This is a genomic window from Paraburkholderia sp. HC6.4b (genome assembly GCF_014200875.1).
Classification (GTDB): domain Bacteria; phylum Pseudomonadota; class Gammaproteobacteria; order Burkholderiales; family Burkholderiaceae; genus Paraburkholderia; species Paraburkholderia tuberum.
Map to the genome: position 1 here is coordinate 65,410 of NZ_JACHDC010000009.1, position 16,728 is coordinate 82,137.

Genomic DNA, 16,728 nt, shown 5'->3' on the forward strand with positions numbered 1-16,728 from the left:
GCTTTATTCTCCAATCTGGCGCATCACACGCCGACCATAAAACAACTGATCCCGTCGAGGGCTCGGAGCCCAGTTTTCTAGACTTTCTTCCGGTTCGGACACCAGTTCGACTTCCACCTGCTGATTTGGAAAGAAACGAGTGATCATGTAGTCATAGGCATCGTGAGGAATGGGAGGGGGGCCGATTACCACCACATCGCGCGTATAGTGCCTGGTTGTGCCTTTGCTACGGCCAGGAGGTATCTCATCCCACGACACCCGTATGGTCTCGCCGGGGCCGGGTAGCATGGCACAGCATGAACTGCCTCCCGTGCCGCCTTTGCTGAAGGGATTCGCTCTCCCACCCATTCCGAGATTCTTTCCACTTTGGTCGTAAAGAATGTAGTCAACAGACATTTCGGTGTAGTTGGCTGTGCGCACGCTGACATCAACATATCCCTGCTGCCCCAACGCTGAACAACCAGTGGCCACCAGAAGCAGCGAGAATGAGGTCAATATTCTTTTCAGGTGGTTCATTCTTATTCGCTTACCGTTGCATTCTTCTCACGCCTGCACGCGTTGCGGCGCGCTTTGCGCCAGTTCGCGCCACGCGCCTGCTTTTACGCGTCGATAGGCCGACGCGAGCGGGCCGCCCTGAGTAGCTGTGTCGGCTAGTGCAGCGGCAACTTCCGGATGCAGGTCATAGTCAACCTGATAGCGCAGACCGTAGGCAACGAATGTCGCCAGGTCCATCAGGCGACTCAGGCCATAAACCTCCTGGGCCCTTTCGACGAGCGGCGTGATCTGCGCCAACTGTTCGTTGTAGCACTCCCCGTCGATCGGGCCCAACCGGGCCTGTTTGAGCCATGCGTAGACTTGTGCGGGCATTGCCGCGCGCTGCAACGCTACCGCGACATCGGCCGGGATAGGCAGCACATCCCATGCATGCGGCACCTGGGCGCATTCGCCCTGCAGTTCGACCAGCTCACCATGCACGTCCAGCATCCACCATGCGTGGACGGGCCCAAAGACATATTGGCGCGTGGCCGCCGGCAGCTGTTCGTAAAGGACATTGAGATGTGACGGGTAATAAAAGAAGAACCAGGCGTCGTCGTCGGCCTCGAGATGGGCATGCAGCAATGTCTGCAGGTGCTCCACCAGCGCATCGGCGTCATGCGGCGTCCAGATCCATGTCACGCGCGCAGCATTACGCCAGGCGAGCGACAGCAGTCGCACAAACCGGCCTGCAGTGGAATCATCGCCCGATAAACTGGTGTACGTCAGGGGCTCGATGCTGCACACGTCCGGCATCTCCAGGAGTACCGGTCCCACCGCCTCCAGACTGTCCAGGCCAGAACCGGCGTACAGCGAAACGCCATGCGGCTCTTCCGGGTCTCCGAGACTGCGCCGTTCCTGCGATGTCAATCCACCCTGGTCGAGTAAGGCATAGAGACGGACACGCTGCCCGGCCTCCTCCAGTTCGCGATGCTTCGCGCGGAAGCGCTCCAGCATCGCGTTGTAGTCACCGAGATCGTCGCGCATTACGTCGCCATCCGTGCGAAGGGTACGCCAGCCTGACTGTCACGCAGCGCACATTCCGTCGTCACAAGCTTGGGGAGTTCCGGCAGTTCGGCCTGCATTTGAGCCGCGCCCTTCTTCTGGATCGTGATGACCTTGAAGAACAGATCGGCAGGGCCGCCGAGCGTGACATTGCCGTCCTTGAGCTGGATGAATGCGCCACCACATTCGAGTACAAGCTCCTTCTTTGCGCTGACGCGCACCGTGCCGTTAACGCTTGTGACCGTCACATCCTGATCGGCAAACAGCGACATCGCGTCGCTCTGGGACTGGATCTCAACAGGGCCCTTCGCGAAGATCTTGATGCCGAGCTTCTGGGCGAACAGCGAAATTTTTTCGCCCGCCGCGACCGTGAACTGCTTGAGCACGCTCCAGTCAACGTTCTTCCCGGCAACACCGGTGATGTTGCCCTTCGCTGCAAACTGCACGCCCTGCCCCGCAACAAGTGCCGCGGAAGCCGGCGTGCTCATCAGCAGCCCAGGTTTCTTGAGGCCGTCGAGATCGTCCTTGAGTTGTTGTTGCGCATCGGTGTCAGCGGGCTCCGCCTTGGCGCTGCTGGCAGATGCCGCGAGCGCCCTTGCCGTGGCCAGCGCGCTTTCCAGCTCCGCGATGGTTTCCTGCATGTCAAGCTGCTTGCCGGTGGCAGCCGGACGATCGTACGCCGTGAGGTGCAGGCCCTTGCCTGCGCGGTTGACGCCGTACCCCGACGTGCGAAGCTCATAGCCCTCACCCCGGTATTCGAGCTTCTGGTTCACCAGATAGCCGAGATTAAGCTGTGACTTGCCGGAATGCTCCGTGCTAAGCTTGATACCTTCCTGGCCGGTCCAGTCTTCCATCCGCAGCTTGTTGTTCTTCTGCGTACGGATCACGTTGCGCGAAAGCCAGCGACGATCATTGGTGATGAGGTCGCGCGCCTGACTGTGATGGTGGAAGCCGCTGATTTCTGGCTTGTCGGGATCGCCATCTCTAAAGGAAATCAGGGCTTCGTCATTATCCAGCGCGACGAAATGCATGCCGGTCTGCAGCTTGCCAGCGAAGGGTTTTGCGAGGCGCAGTGGTACACTTTCACCGCCCTTCGGCCAGTCCGCAAAATCGACGTCGAAACGCACGACGTAGTAGCCAACGGAATTCAGGTATCCATACGTGTACTTGTCCGGGCTGCAGATTCGCGCTGACAGTGTGCCCGCGATTTTGGGCCAGGTCTCCGGCTTCAGTTCAAGACGGAAACGGCGATCGGCAGGAATTGCCTTGTAGCTGTTCGAATAACCTTTGTCGCGCGCACCGCTGTGTGTGACCTCGATGATCACCTGGCCCTTGGGCGCATCGGGCAGCACGATGTCCGTTTCCAGGACGCGCGCACACTGCAGGGCGAGCACGGTGCTCTCGCCTTCATATACGACCTGACGGGCAAGTGCAGCCTCGTGGCGCAGTTGGGCTTCCCACTTGGCGCCCTGCTGGTCGAGGTGATTGGTCCCGTAGATGTACGGCTTGCCATACGTGGTCGGGTCGTCTGGCGCAACATTCGCCTCATCGCGAAAACGCTCCCAGGCGCTCTCGGGGTTATAGTCCGCGACCACGAACGACTGCGGCACCGTCTCGGTACGCGTCCTGATCGACGTGACGGCTTCTACCCCACCCGCTTCGAGACCGGCCGCTTCGCGGTACGGTGCGATCAGCAGCGGGTCGTAGATATAGTGGTCGATATCGTCGCCAAAGACGATCTGGTCGCCGTGCTCGGTCTCGACAATATAGAAGTAGATGCCGGACTTCTGCATGAGCATCTGCAGATAGGCCAGGTCATCGATCTTGTACTGGAAGCGAAAGAGGTGCTTGAGGTACTGCTTGCGCAGATGGAAAGAGAACTGGTGTTCGCGCAGGCCATGACGTCGCAGGATCGCCGCCATGATCTCGGGCGCCGTCTGATGCTGGTAGATCTGCGTAGTGGTGACCGCGGCAAGCCGGCCGATGTGGGATTTCAGAACAATCTCGTATTTCCTGAAATCCTTCGTCGTCTGTATGGTCGAGAAGCGTTCGATATATCCCGAAAACATCTTCGGCACACCATCTTCCGGCACGATCCTGAAAACGGCATCGCGACTCAGATAATCGGCGCGCGCAAGCTGGCCTGGATGGGTCACCACGATACGCACGACGTTGGGTTCGCCCATTTTTTCGGACGCGTCAAATGACACGACCGAGAGCTGCGCCGCACTGTCAGTACCTGGCACATCCAGGAAATACGCCTGCCGTCCCGGTATCGCTGTCAGGTTCGATACAAACTTCCTTGAGTCGTCATACAGGCTTGCCATTTCTTCTCGTTCCTCACCTGATCAGCAGTACTTCGGGATCGCGTTATGCAGAATAAATAGCTGCATAACCAACGGGTGTTTGGGGTGAGGACCATACGCGCGTTTTAGCTCGCGGTGAAGTATTGGTCACATCGATAAAAAGCATCCGTTGTTTTCAGCCAAAGGTTGACCATGTTTAAACTTTCAGACTGTTTTTGAGATGTTTTGCGTGCTATAGATGACCGGTTATACAGGACCGGGACAGATCAGGCATGCAACGATGAGCGCAAGTTTCGAGAACAGCACACAGCGGGACCTGAAGACCACGATAACGGGCACACTTGGGCAGGCAGTCATGAATGCGCGGGTACTCGTGGATCCGTTCCGCCTGGATCACGACCTCGCCACCATCGACCGGTTGCTCGGCAGCCAGATCGACGCGATTCTTCACCACCCTGCGTTCCAGACGCTGGAGTCCGCATGGCGTGGCCTGCAGTTCCTGGTAGACCGGACTGAGTTTCGCCGCAATGTGCTCATCGAAGTACTCGACGTCTCAAAGGAAACGTTGCGTCAGGACTTCGAAGACACGGCCGAGCTCATCCAGAGCGGCCTGTTCCTTCAAACGTACGTGCAGGAATACGACACGCCCGGCGCCTATCCCGTTAGCGCGATCATCGCGAATTACGAGTTCGACGCCAGCGCGCCGGACGTTTCCCTGTTGCGCAATCTTTCGAAGGTCGCGGCCGCGGCGCACATGCCATTTATCGGCGCGGTCTCGCCTGAGTTTTTCGGCCGGACCACCATGGAGGAAGTGACGGGAATACGGGACCTTCCCGGCTACTTCGATCGCGCGGCGTATCTCAAATGGAAGGCATATCGGGATACGGACGATGCGCGCTATGTCGGGCTCACGTTGCCGAGGTTTCTCGTGCGTCTGCCGTATGGCGCCGACACGAACCCTGTGCGTGCGTTCAACTACACCGAGGATGTCCGTACTGGTGGCAGCCGGTCCTTCCTGTGGGCGAATGCGGCGTTTGCCTTTGCCGTGAACCTGGTCAGAAGTTTCGTGCGCAATGGCTGGTGTCTTCAGATCCGCGGCCCGCAGGCGGGTGGTCTGATCCCGGACCTGCCGGTCAATCTGTACGACCTCGATACCGGGCATCTGGGCAAGATCGCCACTGACGCGCTGATTCCCGAGACCCGCGAATTTGAATTTGCCGAGCTCGGCCTCATCGCGCTCTCGTACACCAGCAATCACGACTACGCGTGCTTCTACTCCGCGCATTCGACCCAGAAGCCCGCTCACTACGAGACACGGGACGCTGCTGCCAACAGCCGCATCAACGCGCGCCTGCCGTACATCTTTCTGCTCTCGCGGATCGCGCACTACCTCAAAATGATCCAGCGCGAGAATATCGGCACCACCAAGGATCGCCGGCTGCTTGAACAGGAACTGAACGCGTGGATCAGCTCGCTCGTCACGGTCATGACCACGCCTGGCGACGACCTGCAGGCCTCCCACCCGCTACGCGAAGCCCGTGTCGTGGTGGAAGACATTGAAGACAATCCCGGTTTCTTCCGCATCGCGCTCTTCGTTGTTCCGCACTTCCAGATCGAGGGCATGGACGTGAGCCTGTCGCTCATGTCGCAGATGCCGAAATCAAAACGTTGACCACTGCCTACTCTCCCAATTTAATCCTCTATCCACGATGAAGATAACGAAACCCCTGTGGGCACGTGGCATTTTCATGGCGCCGCAGCACTTCCAGCAGCAGGCGCTGTGGGAACAGTTTGCCAATGACCAGATCGCCCGGATGTCCAGCCCCGATGCATGGGGCGTGATCGGCGCCGCACTGGATACGCAGGCGCTCGCCATCGACCGGCTGCAGGTCGCCAGACTGACGGCACGGCTGCGCGATGGTACGTTCATCGACAGCGAGACATCCGACTGGCTCCCCGCTGCGCGCAGCCTCGCCGACGTGCCAGCCAATGTCGAAGCGGTGACGGTGCTGGCCGGCGTGGCGCTTGTCGATCCACAGGGCGGCAACTGCGTTGAGCCGGGTGAGAAGTCAGCGCGGCCGCGGCGCGTCACGCGCGAATTCGTTCATGTGGTCGACATCAACGGTGACAGCAAGGAAGAGATCAGCGTCGAGCGTCAGGTAGTAGCACTGCTGTTCGATTTCGAGCAGGCCGGTGACTACGTCACGTGCCCTATTGCGCGCCTCGTGCGCACACCGCAGGGTCGCTTCGCGCAGGACGAGACATTTGTTCCGCCCTGTCTCTTCCTGTCGGCAAATAACCGCCTCATGCAACGCGTGCGGCGCCTATCCGAGATCCTGACGGCCAAGAGCGCGAGCCTTGCCGTGCGCCGCAAGGAGCGCTCGGACCAGATCGCTGACTACGCTGTTTCGGACGTGGCGCTCTTCTGGCTGCTCCATTCGGTAAACAGCACGTGGCCGGAACTTGCGCGCTTTGCCCAGGCGCCCGAGCAGCATCCGGAACGCCTGTACGCTTTGCTCGCGCGCCTCGCCGGATCGCTCCTCACCTTCTCGACCACGGAAACGCTGCAGGCCATTCCCGCCTACGACCATCGCGCGCCGGAACCTGTATTTGCGGATCTGGAAGAGCTGATCCGCGCACTGCTCGACGCCGTGATTCCTTCGCGGGTGGTACCCATCGCGCTCGAACGTATGCGTACCTCGATGTGGCGCGGCCAGATCAAGGAAGAGCGGCTGACCGTTGACGTCGACTACTACCTGTCGGTGCGCGCGGCGATGCCGGCCCACGCCCTGCTCGAGCAGGTCCCGGCGCTATGCAAGATGGGCGCGCCCGACGAGGTCGAGCAGGTCGTCAATTCCGCGCTCGCCGGTATTCCCCTGAAGCCCGTGTCGCGTCTGCCGGCCGCGATTCCGGTTCGCATCGAGAACCAGTACTTCGCGGTGGACAGCTCGGACCCGGCGTTCGCGCGCATGATCGCCGCACGTGCCTGCCAGATCTATGTGCCAGGCTCGATTCCCGAAGCCGAGCTTGAACTCTATGCGGTGCTGCCGTCATGAGGTTCGCCACAGCAAAACGGGTCGGGGACCTGCTACCCGTCGCCCTGCGTGACACGGCAGAGACCGTCGTGGCACTTCGGGAGTTCCGTCCGTCCTCGCTGAAGGGCCTGCGTGAGCGGTGTGATGCACAGATCGCCCACCTGCGTGAAGAGTTGCAGCAGCGCGGACAGCCACGCGACGTGATCGATGACGCACTCTATGCGCAGTGCGCGCTGCTTGATGAAGCTGCGCTCAAGGGCCTGCGTGGTGAGGCACGCGATGCGTGGGAGCGCGAGCCGCTGCAGGTGCGTGCGTTCGGCCGTAACGATGCGGGCGAGGAGTTGCTGCGGCGGATTGGCCAGCGGCTGCGTGAGGCGAAGCCGGTACTGCCCCTGCTGGCTATCTTTGCCGCCGTGCTCAGGCTCGGTTTCATGGGCCGCTTTGCCGCAACCGGGGATGGTGCTCGCGCGAAACTTGTCAGCGAGATCGATGAACGCCTCACGCGCGCCACGGCGGACAGAACGGACAGAAGCGCGGCAGATACGTCGAGCCCGATCGTGGTGAACCCGTCCCCCTGGCGCCGGCGGCCGGTGTCCCCGCTCGCGTGGGTTCTCCTCGCCTGTATCGCGGCGGGACTTGTATGGTTTGCGATCGACCGGTGGCTGCTGTCGTCGATCGCCGGCATGGCGCACTGAGGCCTGGCATGCGTACAGGACCAGGACTATTCGAGCGGATCACGGGGCATTTTGCTGACGGCTCAACCGTGAACGACTTCACGCCGCAGGAGCAGACGTTCCTGTCGGTGCGCGACAACATCGAGCGCATCCTGAACAGCCGGCGTCGCTCGCTCGCGCACCTGTCCGACTTCGGGCTCGATGACCTTTCGGAAATCTACCGGCATCTGCCTTCGTCGACGCACCGGCTGCGCAACGCGATCGAGTCGACCTTGCTCAAATACGAGCCGCGGCTGAAGGCGGTCGAGATTGAGGTGCATGCGCCGGAGCCCGGCATGATGGTCAGCTTCACGATGGCCTGCCACCTTCATCAGGAAGGGCTCGTGCGGTTTGACACGGTGTTCACACCAGACGGCAAGACGCGCCTGAAGATGTTGCAGGCTGCGCTCGACCGGTACTGACGCCGTGTTGGCGTGGTAGCAACGACTTCGACATGAACAGGAGATTGAAGTGGCAACGATGCTCGCGATCAAGGGCAACAGGACGACAACGGACGGCGAGGTACTCGAGGGTGACGAGGATTTTTCCGACGAGAACGGCGCACTCGCGAAGGATGGTGGGCTGGCGTCGTGCGGGCGCTGTGGGCACAACGGCCCCATGCTCGGCACAGCGAAAGGCTGGGGGCTGACTGGCTCCACTGCCGCAGTGAAGGACAACGACATCGTGGCCTGCCAATGCCCGCGTGGCACAAACCGCGTGATCGCCCGCTCGGAGTACTACGACGGGTAATCAGCGGTGCCCGGTCGCCGGGGGAGACCGGGCTGGCGTCACTGCGGTCCCCAGATGCGAATACGGGCCTCCATGTCACCGCCCGGATCAAGCACCCGCAGCCACTGCCGGAAACGATTGACCCGCGCGTTCACGAACACCGGCGTGGTCCCCAGTGCACGTGCTGCGTCACTGAACGTCACATTGCGTGAGAGCAAGGGTACCAGGGCGGCCACCACGTCCCGATGCCTGGCTCGCTCGAGTGCTGTTCCGGTCAAACGGGAGAACGTTCGCCCACAGTCGCGACAGATAAAATGGGGTACCTCTGCTGGCGTGCGTGGTTCCCGGTGCAAGCGGGTGTGGCCGCTATTGCAGTGCGCGCAGGCCGGCGGCTGAAGATCCAGCGACTGTGCCTGCTCGAGCTGCGCCGCGAGGAACGCGGTGAGCACGGAATCGTCTGCCGCATCTGGCTGTGCACCGGATTGTGATTTCCTGAGGCGCGTGCGAGCTGCAGGCTTCAGGGGCATCTGAACGACGGAGGCGGCGAGATCCACGCGCGAGGGCGGCTGCACGCGTGCCGCGACAAGAAGCAGCCCACGTTCCGGAGCCCGATGTTCCGGGGCATCGCGCCCTGCCCGACGGGTTCGCCGGGCAGCGGTCAGCGCCGGGTCGTAGGCAAGGTGGACTTCCATGCTGTGATCCGATTCATCATCAATCATCCAGGTACGGGCGCATTCCGGGCAGATAACCCGACGCCGCCGCCCGGGAGCGAAGCCGCCAAAATGAAGCGCCCCGTGGTAGCCGCAACGCTCACAGGTGTCGACAGGCCGGTACCTCAGCCCGAGCTTCACGCGCGGCAACCAGACGCCTTCCGGATCGTTCTGTACGATCAGTTGCCTGAACCGCATCAGCCAGTTTGAAATCGCCGGGTAGTCCATGTGCAGCCGCCGGCTTGCCTCGTTGAGCGAAAGTGGCAGGGACAGCAGCCGGATAAAATCAGGTGTCTTGTGGGGATGGCGCAGTCGCTTCACGGGCGATTCAGACATACGCGTGTAAGTCCTGCCGCAATCGCGGCACTGGAACATCGGCAGAAGTCGACGCGGACCTGCCCGGCTCAGCAATGCCGTACGCCCGCCCGCGCACTCCGGACACGGAGGAACCGGTGTTTCATCACGGGAGCGCAGTTCTTCCCATAGCGACATGACCCATGCGGTGAGTGCAATGTCCTCATCCGTTTCCAGATAGTCACGCGCAGGCTGCCGCTTGACGGTTTGCCTGGCGTCAAATACCGGCCCATCTGCGCTTGCCGGTGCCAGTGCGGGTGCGCTCGCGTCAAGCTCGGCGCCGGGTAGAACCACGGCTTTTCGCCGACCGCGCTTCATCGCCGGCCTGGTCACGAAAGCCCCAGCGCACGTGCCGGATCCAGCACCGTCATTTCGCCCTGCAGTTCGGCGATGCGCCGCGCGAGAGCCGGCTTGTCCGCATCCTTGCGGCTGCTTGCGGCCTTCAGTGCCCGCACCAGCTGGAGTTTGATCTCGAACACGAGCGCAGGATCCCAGCGTATGAGCGGTAACGATTTCGCTGCGGTATCAAGCTCGAGCAGCAGCGACATGGCCGTGTCCGGGCGCTCGGCGTTCTGCGCGAGGCGCGCCATCACAAAGCGCTGCAGGAACCGGTGCCGCTCCGTTTTCATGCCGGGCAGACCCTCGAGCCATGCGAAGGCCGCCTCGATACCATCGCGTGAGGTGAGATCCCTCGCCTGTGCCTCGATTTCCAGCCAGTCGCCGGCCCCCCCTTCCTCGCTGTCGGCCGACACCGGCAACGGCGCGAGCGTCTCCCCCGCTTCGAGATCGCGCACGACAGCGTGGCGTGCGATCCACTCGAGCGTCGTGTCGTCCGCGAAGGGCGTCCCATCGTTGAACGACAGCCGCTCGATGCCGGGCAGACGCTCGAGGAAGAGCGCGAAATCCGCGCGCAGCAATTCACGCCATGCGCTGTACGGCGCGCCCGCGTGATCGAGCGCAATGTGCTGGAAGTACTGCAGATCGAACCACAGGTGATTGACGCCTTCCATGAACGCACCTTCGACGCGCTCAAGCAGTTCGTTCCACTGCTTCTGCAGGACGAGCCGCTTCATCTGCGCGCGCAGTTCCGGGCGCGGGGCGGCAAGTCGCGTGTGTGAAGCAGCATCGGCCGGCGGCACATCATGCAGGGTATCCCAGCGAATGCAACGCACGAGACGCACAGACGGCAGGTAGCCCTGCTCCTGATCGCGCAGCCACATGGCCATCGTTCGCGACTGTTCCAGCAGGTCGGCCGTCGAGGCGATCGCTCGGGAGAGTGCACCACCCATCACAGGAGATGGGGGCGGCGACGTATCCGTGGCGACACCGGACGGTTCACTCTTACCTTCAAACCTCGAGATGAGGGGTTGCAGGTTCGGCCGCGCGGCTTCCGCCCATGTGGCCGTCTGCGTCGCGAGGACGTCAAGTGCTGCAAGCACGCGTTCAAGATCGTGGGAAGCTGGCTCGCCACGGCTCTCGAGCAACTCCACCATGCGGGTGGTGGCCAGCATTTCCAGCGCGCCCTTCTTCGCCTCGGCACGCGCGGGCAGCACCGACTCGCCGAAGCGCTCAATGAGGGCGGCTACCAGCTCCAGTCCGTCTGCAAATCCGGCCGGCCCATCCTGCCTCAGGCGTGCGCCGGCATGGTAGCCAGCCACCCGGAGATCCTTGCCGGTTTCCTTGAGCAGCTGCTCGCAGGAGCGCACGATCAGCGCATCGTCGATGCCGGAAAGCCGGGTCGATTCATCCTTGAGCGCAAAGAACGCGTCTTCATAGCCGGGATCACGCCCCACGCCGTGCTCGCCCGGTAGCGGCTGCAACCAGTCGCTCCATGTATCAAGACGCGAGCGTGTGAGCTGTTCCGCGTCACGCGATGGAAACAGTGTCCTGAGCAGGCCAGACAGCATCAACGGATCCCCACCATACAGATTCAGAAAAAAGAACGCCGGGGCGGTACGGTGCCCCGGCGCGGTTCACATCAGCAGTAACCGTTTAGCTTTTGGCCTTCGGCATCTGCGACACGAGTGACAGGCCAATGTCCATGCCTTCGACCTGGAAGTGAGGAATGACGTACAGCTTGATGCGGAAGAAGCCCGGATTGTCCTCGATGTCCTCGACCGTCACCTTCGCCTCACGTAGCGGGTGCGACGCCTGCAGTTCATCGCCCGGATCCTTCATCTCGGTGACGAGGCCCTTGATCCAGCTATTCAGTTCCAGCTCGAGCACGCGCCGGTCCTTGGTCGTGCCGATGTTTTCGCGCTGGATGAGCTTCAGGTAATGCGCGATGCGCGAGAGCAGGAAGATGTACGGCAGGCGCGCGTTGATGCGGCTGTTGGCCGTTGCCTCCTTCGTCTCGTAGAGCGCCGGCTTCTGCGCCGAGTTGGCCGAGAAGAAGCACGCGAAGTCGTGGTTCTTGTAGAACGAGAGCGGAATGAACCCCAGGTTCGCAAACTCGAACTCGCGCGTCTCGGGAATCAGCACTTCGGTCGGGATCTTGGCCTGAACGCCGGTGCCGAGATCGTACAGATGCAATGGCAGGTCCTCGATCTTGCCACCGGCCTGCGGCCCGCGGATCTGGACACACCAGCCGTTATTCACGAAGCTGCGGCTCATGTTGGCGGCGAATGCGAACGAGGCATTGACCCACAGGTACCTGTCGTGATCCGGGCCCATCACCGCTTCTTCATAGTTGAAGGCACGCACCGGCACCGTGTCCTTGCCGTACGGCAGGCGGCCCAGCACGCGCGGCATCGTCAGACCCACATAACGTGCGTCGTCCGTGTCGCGGAAGCTCTTCCACTTGATGTATTCGGCGCGATCGAAGTAGTTGCCGATGTCCTGGATGGCGGCCACTTCTTCCATCGACTTCTTGCCGAAGAACGCTGCGCCCACCGAGCCAATGAACGGCATATGAGCGGCGGCCGCCACCTTCGAGATGTTGCGCAGCAGGGCGATGTCCATCGGCGAGTTCTCGAACTCGAGATCGCTGATCAGCGCACTGATCGGCTGGCCACCCGGCGTGTCGTATTCCTCGATGTACGTGAGACGATACAGTCCGCTCTGGATGAGCTCCGGCGTGTCCTCGAAGTCGCGCTGCAGTGCGTCCTTCGACACATCGAGCACCTCGATGCGCGCATTGCGACGGAAGTCCGTGCGCGAGACGAGCATCTTCAGGCCGCGCCAGCGACCTTCGAGCGCCTGGAATTCCGGCGAGTGCATCACCGCGTCGAGCTGACGGCTGATCTGGCGATCAAGCTGGCCGATGTGGAAATCGAGCAGCGACTTGTCAAGACGCTCGACCGGCTGGCTCGATTGGGCAACCAGCTCAAGGAAGGCACCCATGCCGCGCGCAATGCGCTCGTCGGCGGAAGCTTCGGAAAGCGTGTCGCTGTCACGGAACGCCTCGATCGGGCGCGCTTCAGCGATGGGCTTCAGGTTGATCTTGCCGCACAGCGAGGCATATACGCTCTCGGGTGCGTCGAGCACAACGGTCTCAGTTGCGCCCTGATGGGTTTCGTTCTGTTTCATGAGGATTCCTGTCTGCGTTTGAATGGCAACCTGATTGCGAAAGGCGGTGAAGGCCGACTTCGGCCTGCCTCCCTCAGGCATGGCCTTCCGGTTGCGTTGCCGCCGTGGCGAGCTGTCCCAGTTCGCCACGCAGCTTGTCCGACAGACGCTTGTCCTTGAGGATCTTTTCGAACTCGCGACGGAACGTCGCGTTATCGAGCAGGTTCGATTTCAGGTCACGCAGCAGGTTACGCATCGCGAGCAGCGCCTGAAGTTCCGGGATCTGGCGGGCAACCTGTTCCGGCTCGAAGTCCGTCATCGAACGGAACGACAGGTTCACGGGCAACTCCGAACCATCGGCCGCGAGGGTGTTTTCCGCGCCAAATTTCAGGTCCGGTGCATAGTCAGCCAGTACCGAATCAAAATTGTTCTTGTCAATGTTGACCTTCTTGCGCTCGGCCAGCGGGGCCTGCTCACGGCCTGCGCTGAAGTCACCCGCGACGAGCAGCTTGAGCGGCAGCTCGACCTTCTTCTGTGCCCCGCCCGTGTGCAGGTCGAGTGTGATCGAAACGCGAGATTTCGGAATTTCTCTTTGAAAACTGTCCATTGGTTGTCCTCACGAATGGAGTAGATGATCTCCGCAGGAATCAACCGTCGCGACAGAGAGGCCGCCCGCACACACAGCGCGAATTTCCATCCAGACTGCTCCCCTTGACGTGGTTTTCATTCTTGCGACCCTATAGGCAACGCGTATTAAACAGGTTTACCGCATTCCAGTCAAAGCCTGTTCGCAATTCATTCACGAACCGTCGTTTGTTAAATAAGGTTAATTCGAAATGGGATTGACGCTATCTGGCATCCTCAACACAGTCACGATGATTTGCCCACTACCGTACCCCGCCTTTTTGCGGTGAGACGCCCTTTCAATCAATCAGATGGGGCTTTGCTGACTTGACGTTTATCAACAATCTCTGCGATGTGAATGCGCAATGCGTATCTCAAATTTAATGTACGCCGATATAACAATCCTTGTTTCATGATTCACCAGGATTCCTGAAAAAATCGCTATGCTCAATGCGACAGTGCCATATAGAATCCGATGCGTATGAGGAAAAGAACGTAGAGCAGCTATACAACCATAGACCAACTGTTGCAGACGGATAGCCCGTCCGGGGTAAAAGACCACACTCTCACAGAGCATGTGCCCCGGCGCATCCGGTCCCGCCTTGAAGACCCGAGCGCATGAACACTCTGACACTGGGCCGCGATAAACGGACCCACACATATCCTGCACCTGAGACCGGCCGTCTGGCCGGCGGTGGCATGCGTGATCTGCTTCACGATACCGCGCTGCTCGTGACATCACTGTCGTCCGGGGGAGCGGTTCGGAATGCTGCGCGCTTTCGCGGACGCTGCAGTCAGCTGGCCGATCAGCTCACGGATGAGCTTGCACATCGCGACTGTCCCGAAGACGTCAAACGCGAAGCGCTGCTTGCCCAGTGTGGCCTGCTCGATGAAGTGGCGCTGCGCTATCTGCCGGGCGAGGACCGTACTGCATGGGAAACGCATCCGATGCAGGTCGAGCGCTTTTCCATCTACGACGCCGGCAGGCGCGTAATCGACAACGTCGAAGCGCGCCTTCACGAATCATCGCCCGATGTTGAACTACTTGAGTACTACGCGGCGATCCTCGGCATGGGCTTTATGGGTCGCACGGTGCGCGAGTCAGACGCGAAACGTACTGCGCTGGTCGCAGCACTTGATACGCGTCTGCAGGCGCTTCGTGCAGACGTGGACCACCCTTTTCTGACGGATACGGCCGGGCTGCGGATTTCCAGCGGGCTTCGGCGCCTCGCACCGTGGCTCCTCGTTGCACTTGCGTGCATCGTGGCAGTTGCGGTGTGGATCGCTGGCAGCAGGGTGCTCGATACCCAGCTCGCGCAGATCGGCCCGGTGAAGGCGAAGATCGAGGTCAGCCAGCGATGAAATCCGATCTCTCGATGCTGACGGCCGGAACGGGTTCGGCGCAGGCGGCGGGCCATGACGGCCTGGGCTATCCCCTGCGGGTGATGACCGTGTTTGCGCTCGTGCTGGCGCTCGCCGTGATCTGGCTCGTGGCCCGGCTGACACCGGGGCTCGCCTGGACGCTGACGGCTGTCTTCGTGATCTTCGCCGGCCTGCTGATGTTCTGGCGTACCGGTCTGCTTGCCGGTGCGCGTCACGATAACGCCCACGTGATGGCGTCCCTGGGTGCTGCTACGGCTGACATTCCCCTGCGGCTTCGCACCCGCATGCCGCTCGTGCTGGTGACGGGCGACGATCTGCCCGCACTCTTTGACCGGCATAACGGCCAGCGATTCGCGCACGTCGGAGATGGCGCCATCTGGCTGCGCGTGGACCGGCCCCAGGATTTGCCCCGTATGGCGGTCGCCGTCAGGCAGTGGCGTGACGGGCGTGCACCGGACGGTGTCGTACTGTCGGTGGCCCCGGGCCGGTATACAGATGAAGATGTACTGCTGCAGTCGCTGCGTGTCGTCCGGCAGGCGACAGGAGACGCTGCACGGATTATGGGCTCGCGTCCGGTTCCGGGCTATGTCGCGGTGTATCAGCGGCTCGCACCCGAGGGAGTCCGCGGAACCCCGCAGGAGCTGGTTTCGGACCATGGTCCGATGTCACCGGTGGACCTTCCTGCACCGCAATGGTACGGCGTGTCGTCAGCCACCCGACTGCTCGATACGCAGCGTTTCGCGAGTGTGATCCGGGCCGCCGACAATGAAGTCGGACGCGTGGCAGACAGCTGCGTACCTGCCACGCGTGCCGCCGCTCTCGCCTCGATCATCGGCTGGACACAACGCGTTGTCATTCATGCGCTTGTTGACCCCCGGCAGCCCGCCACGCCATGGGCGCTGTACGGCGTCGGCTGGATCGACTGCGGGCCCGCGTGCGGGCCGGGCCGTCCGTGGGAAAACGACGTCCAGATGCAAACGCAGGTCACGCGCTCGCCCGGCGTTGGCTCACCGATGCCCTGGCCACTGCCACAGCCGCTGATCCGGGCCATGCCCCAGCGATTCTGGATGTCGCCACGCTGGATTGCGCTCGCCCACGCGCTGGTGCTGCTTGCCTGCGCCGCCGCCGTCGCGTTCTTCTTCTCGATGCGGCACAACCAGACACTAATCACGCGTATTGGCGCAGATCTGGGGCGCTGGTCGATGATCCCGGCCAGTCACGACGCCGCGAAGCGCGATGTCCTGCAAACGCTCGTCGCCGATCGCGACGAGCTGCAACGCTATGCACGCTCGGGCGTGCCGCTGCCGCTGTCGTTCGGCATGTACCGGGGCGCCAGCCTGATTGCACCGCTCAATGCCGCCATTGCGTCGTATCAGCCGCCACCACCACCGCCCGCCGTCGTGACGCTCGACAGCATGTCGCTTTTCGATAGCGGCAAGTCGCAGCTCAAGGACGGCTCCAACCGGGTCATGGTGGCCGCGCTCGACATGATCAAGGCACACCCCGACAAGCGGATTCTCGTGGCGGGCCATACCGACAACGTCGGCTCGCCGGACAGCAACCTGAAGCTCTCGACCGCGCGCGCCGAAGCGGTGCGCGACTGGCTGATCGACGCCTCGGGCATCCCGGCCACCCAGTTCGCGATTCAGGGCTATGGCGACACGCGCCCTCTTGCGGGCAACGACACCGACGTCGGGCGGGCAAAAAACCGCCGCGTGGAAATCACGCTGGTGCCCGATACACCCGTGACTGCCCAGGGCTCAGGCAAGCCGGCAGGTACGGGCGCTACGCCCCAGTAACGTTTTGGGTCCCTGGAGCTTCTGGCTTT

14 protein-coding genes are annotated in these 16,728 nt (G+C 61.8%); 7 read left to right on the forward strand and 7 right to left on the reverse strand.

All coding sequences use genetic code 11. The annotated features are described in order from the left end of the window. Positions 1-3: 3 nt before the first annotated feature. The 3 genes from HDG34_RS15350 to HDG34_RS15360 are packed head-to-tail and all read right to left on the reverse strand — an operon-like array spanning position 4 to position 3,866. Positions 4-516, reverse strand: coding sequence for a DUF3304 domain-containing protein (locus HDG34_RS15350; protein WP_184061100.1), 513 nt, complete (start codon positions 514-516; stop codon positions 4-6). Positions 517-543: 27 nt separating this feature from the next. Continuing rightward, on the reverse strand, positions 544-1,521 hold the full coding sequence (locus HDG34_RS15355; protein ID WP_184061101.1) for a DUF4123 domain-containing protein: 978 nt from the start codon (positions 1,519-1,521) through the stop codon (positions 544-546). Beyond that, positions 1,521-3,866 (reverse strand): type VI secretion system Vgr family protein, encoded by a 2,346-nt coding sequence (locus tag HDG34_RS15360; RefSeq protein WP_260321185.1) that lies wholly within the window; start codon positions 3,864-3,866, stop codon positions 1,521-1,523. Before HDG34_RS15360 ends, HDG34_RS15355 begins: the two co-directional genes overlap by 1 nt. A gap of 259 nt (positions 3,867-4,125) precedes the next feature. On the opposite strand from HDG34_RS15360, the gene tssC (HDG34_RS15365) reads away from it, so the two are divergent. Genes tssC (HDG34_RS15365) through HDG34_RS15385 form a run of 5 tightly spaced genes read left to right on the forward strand, consistent with a single transcriptional unit; the run spans position 4,126 to position 8,343 of the window. Further along, positions 4,126-5,517 carry a type VI secretion system contractile sheath large subunit gene (gene tssC, locus HDG34_RS15365; RefSeq protein ID WP_184061102.1) on the forward strand — a complete coding sequence of 464 codons (1,392 nt, stop codon included), beginning with the start codon at positions 4,126-4,128 and terminating at the stop codon, positions 5,515-5,517. 37 nt (positions 5,518-5,554) lie between these two features. Then, entirely contained in the window at positions 5,555-6,901 is a 1,347-nt protein-coding gene (tssK, locus tag HDG34_RS15370) for a type VI secretion system baseplate subunit TssK (protein WP_184061103.1), read from the forward strand. Next, entirely contained in the window at positions 6,898-7,575 is a 678-nt protein-coding gene (locus tag HDG34_RS15375) for a DotU/TssL family secretion system protein (RefSeq protein ID WP_184061104.1), read from the forward strand. Before tssK ends, HDG34_RS15375 begins: the two co-directional genes overlap by 4 nt. Before the next feature lie 8 nt (positions 7,576-7,583). Continuing rightward, on the forward strand, positions 7,584-8,015 hold the full coding sequence (gene tssE / locus HDG34_RS15380) for a type VI secretion system baseplate subunit TssE (RefSeq protein ID WP_184061105.1): 432 nt from the start codon (positions 7,584-7,586) through the stop codon (positions 8,013-8,015). Between the two features lie 58 nt (positions 8,016-8,073). After that, the gene (locus tag HDG34_RS15385) at positions 8,074-8,343 is read left to right on the forward strand and encodes a PAAR domain-containing protein (RefSeq protein WP_221309154.1); all 270 of its coding nucleotides are present in this window, start codon (positions 8,074-8,076) and stop codon (positions 8,341-8,343) included. Between the two features lie 38 nt (positions 8,344-8,381). Here HDG34_RS15385 and HDG34_RS15390 read toward each other — a convergent pair whose 3' ends face one another. From HDG34_RS15390 to tssB, 4 genes are all read right to left on the reverse strand, one after another. Next, positions 8,382-9,368 carry a DUF746 domain-containing protein gene (locus HDG34_RS15390; protein ID WP_184061107.1) on the reverse strand — a complete coding sequence of 329 codons (987 nt, stop codon included), beginning with the start codon at positions 9,366-9,368 and terminating at the stop codon, positions 8,382-8,384. Between the two features lie 347 nt (positions 9,369-9,715). Next, positions 9,716-11,293 (reverse strand): type VI secretion system protein TssA, encoded by a 1,578-nt coding sequence (tssA, locus tag HDG34_RS15395; RefSeq protein ID WP_184061108.1) that lies wholly within the window; start codon positions 11,291-11,293, stop codon positions 9,716-9,718. An 85-nt stretch (positions 11,294-11,378) separates the two neighbouring features. Next, on the reverse strand, positions 11,379-12,914 hold the full coding sequence (gene tssC, locus HDG34_RS15400) for a type VI secretion system contractile sheath large subunit (protein WP_184061109.1): 1,536 nt from the start codon (positions 12,912-12,914) through the stop codon (positions 11,379-11,381). 73 nt (positions 12,915-12,987) lie between these two features. Next, complete coding sequence (gene tssB, locus HDG34_RS15405; RefSeq protein ID WP_184061110.1) at positions 12,988-13,500, reverse strand: type VI secretion system contractile sheath small subunit; 513 nt, start codon at positions 13,498-13,500, stop codon at positions 12,988-12,990. Between the two features lie 716 nt (positions 13,501-14,216). Here tssB and HDG34_RS15410 point away from each other — a divergent pair. After that, the gene (locus tag HDG34_RS15410; protein ID WP_184061111.1) at positions 14,217-14,879 is read left to right on the forward strand and encodes a DotU family type IV/VI secretion system protein; all 663 of its coding nucleotides are present in this window, start codon (positions 14,217-14,219) and stop codon (positions 14,877-14,879) included. Next, the gene (locus HDG34_RS15415) at positions 14,876-16,699 is read left to right on the forward strand and encodes an OmpA family protein (RefSeq protein ID WP_184061112.1); all 1,824 of its coding nucleotides are present in this window, start codon (positions 14,876-14,878) and stop codon (positions 16,697-16,699) included. Before HDG34_RS15410 ends, HDG34_RS15415 begins: the two co-directional genes overlap by 4 nt. Positions 16,700-16,728 lie beyond the last annotated feature (29 nt).

Excerpts from the sequence above, each read along its gene's own strand:
- HDG34_RS15350 (WP_184061100.1), bottom strand. The coding sequence starts at position 516 with ATGAACCACCTGAAAAGAATATTGACCTCATTCTCGCTGCTTCTGGTG.
- HDG34_RS15355 (WP_184061101.1), bottom strand. The coding sequence starts at position 1,521 with ATGCGCGACGATCTCGGTGACTACAACGCGATGCTGGAGCGCTTCCGC.
- HDG34_RS15360 (WP_260321185.1), bottom strand. The coding sequence starts at position 3,866 with ATGGCAAGCCTGTATGACGACTCAAGGAAGTTTGTATCGAACCTGACA.
- tssC (WP_184061102.1), top strand. The coding sequence starts at position 4,126 with ATGAGCGCAAGTTTCGAGAACAGCACACAGCGGGACCTGAAGACCACG.
- tssK (WP_184061103.1), top strand. The coding sequence starts at position 5,555 with ATGAAGATAACGAAACCCCTGTGGGCACGTGGCATTTTCATGGCGCCG.
- HDG34_RS15375 (WP_184061104.1), top strand. The coding sequence starts at position 6,898 with ATGAGGTTCGCCACAGCAAAACGGGTCGGGGACCTGCTACCCGTCGCC.
- tssE (WP_184061105.1), top strand. The coding sequence starts at position 7,584 with ATGCGTACAGGACCAGGACTATTCGAGCGGATCACGGGGCATTTTGCT.
- HDG34_RS15385 (WP_221309154.1), top strand. The coding sequence starts at position 8,074 with ATGCTCGCGATCAAGGGCAACAGGACGACAACGGACGGCGAGGTACTC.
- HDG34_RS15390 (WP_184061107.1), bottom strand. The coding sequence starts at position 9,368 with ATGTCTGAATCGCCCGTGAAGCGACTGCGCCATCCCCACAAGACACCT.
- tssA (WP_184061108.1), bottom strand. The coding sequence starts at position 11,293 with ATGCTGTCTGGCCTGCTCAGGACACTGTTTCCATCGCGTGACGCGGAA.
- tssC (WP_184061109.1), bottom strand. The coding sequence starts at position 12,914 with ATGAAACAGAACGAAACCCATCAGGGCGCAACTGAGACCGTTGTGCTC.
- tssB (WP_184061110.1), bottom strand. The coding sequence starts at position 13,500 with ATGGACAGTTTTCAAAGAGAAATTCCGAAATCTCGCGTTTCGATCACA.
- HDG34_RS15410 (WP_184061111.1), top strand. The coding sequence starts at position 14,217 with ATGCGTGATCTGCTTCACGATACCGCGCTGCTCGTGACATCACTGTCG.
- HDG34_RS15415 (WP_184061112.1), top strand. The coding sequence starts at position 14,876 with ATGAAATCCGATCTCTCGATGCTGACGGCCGGAACGGGTTCGGCGCAG.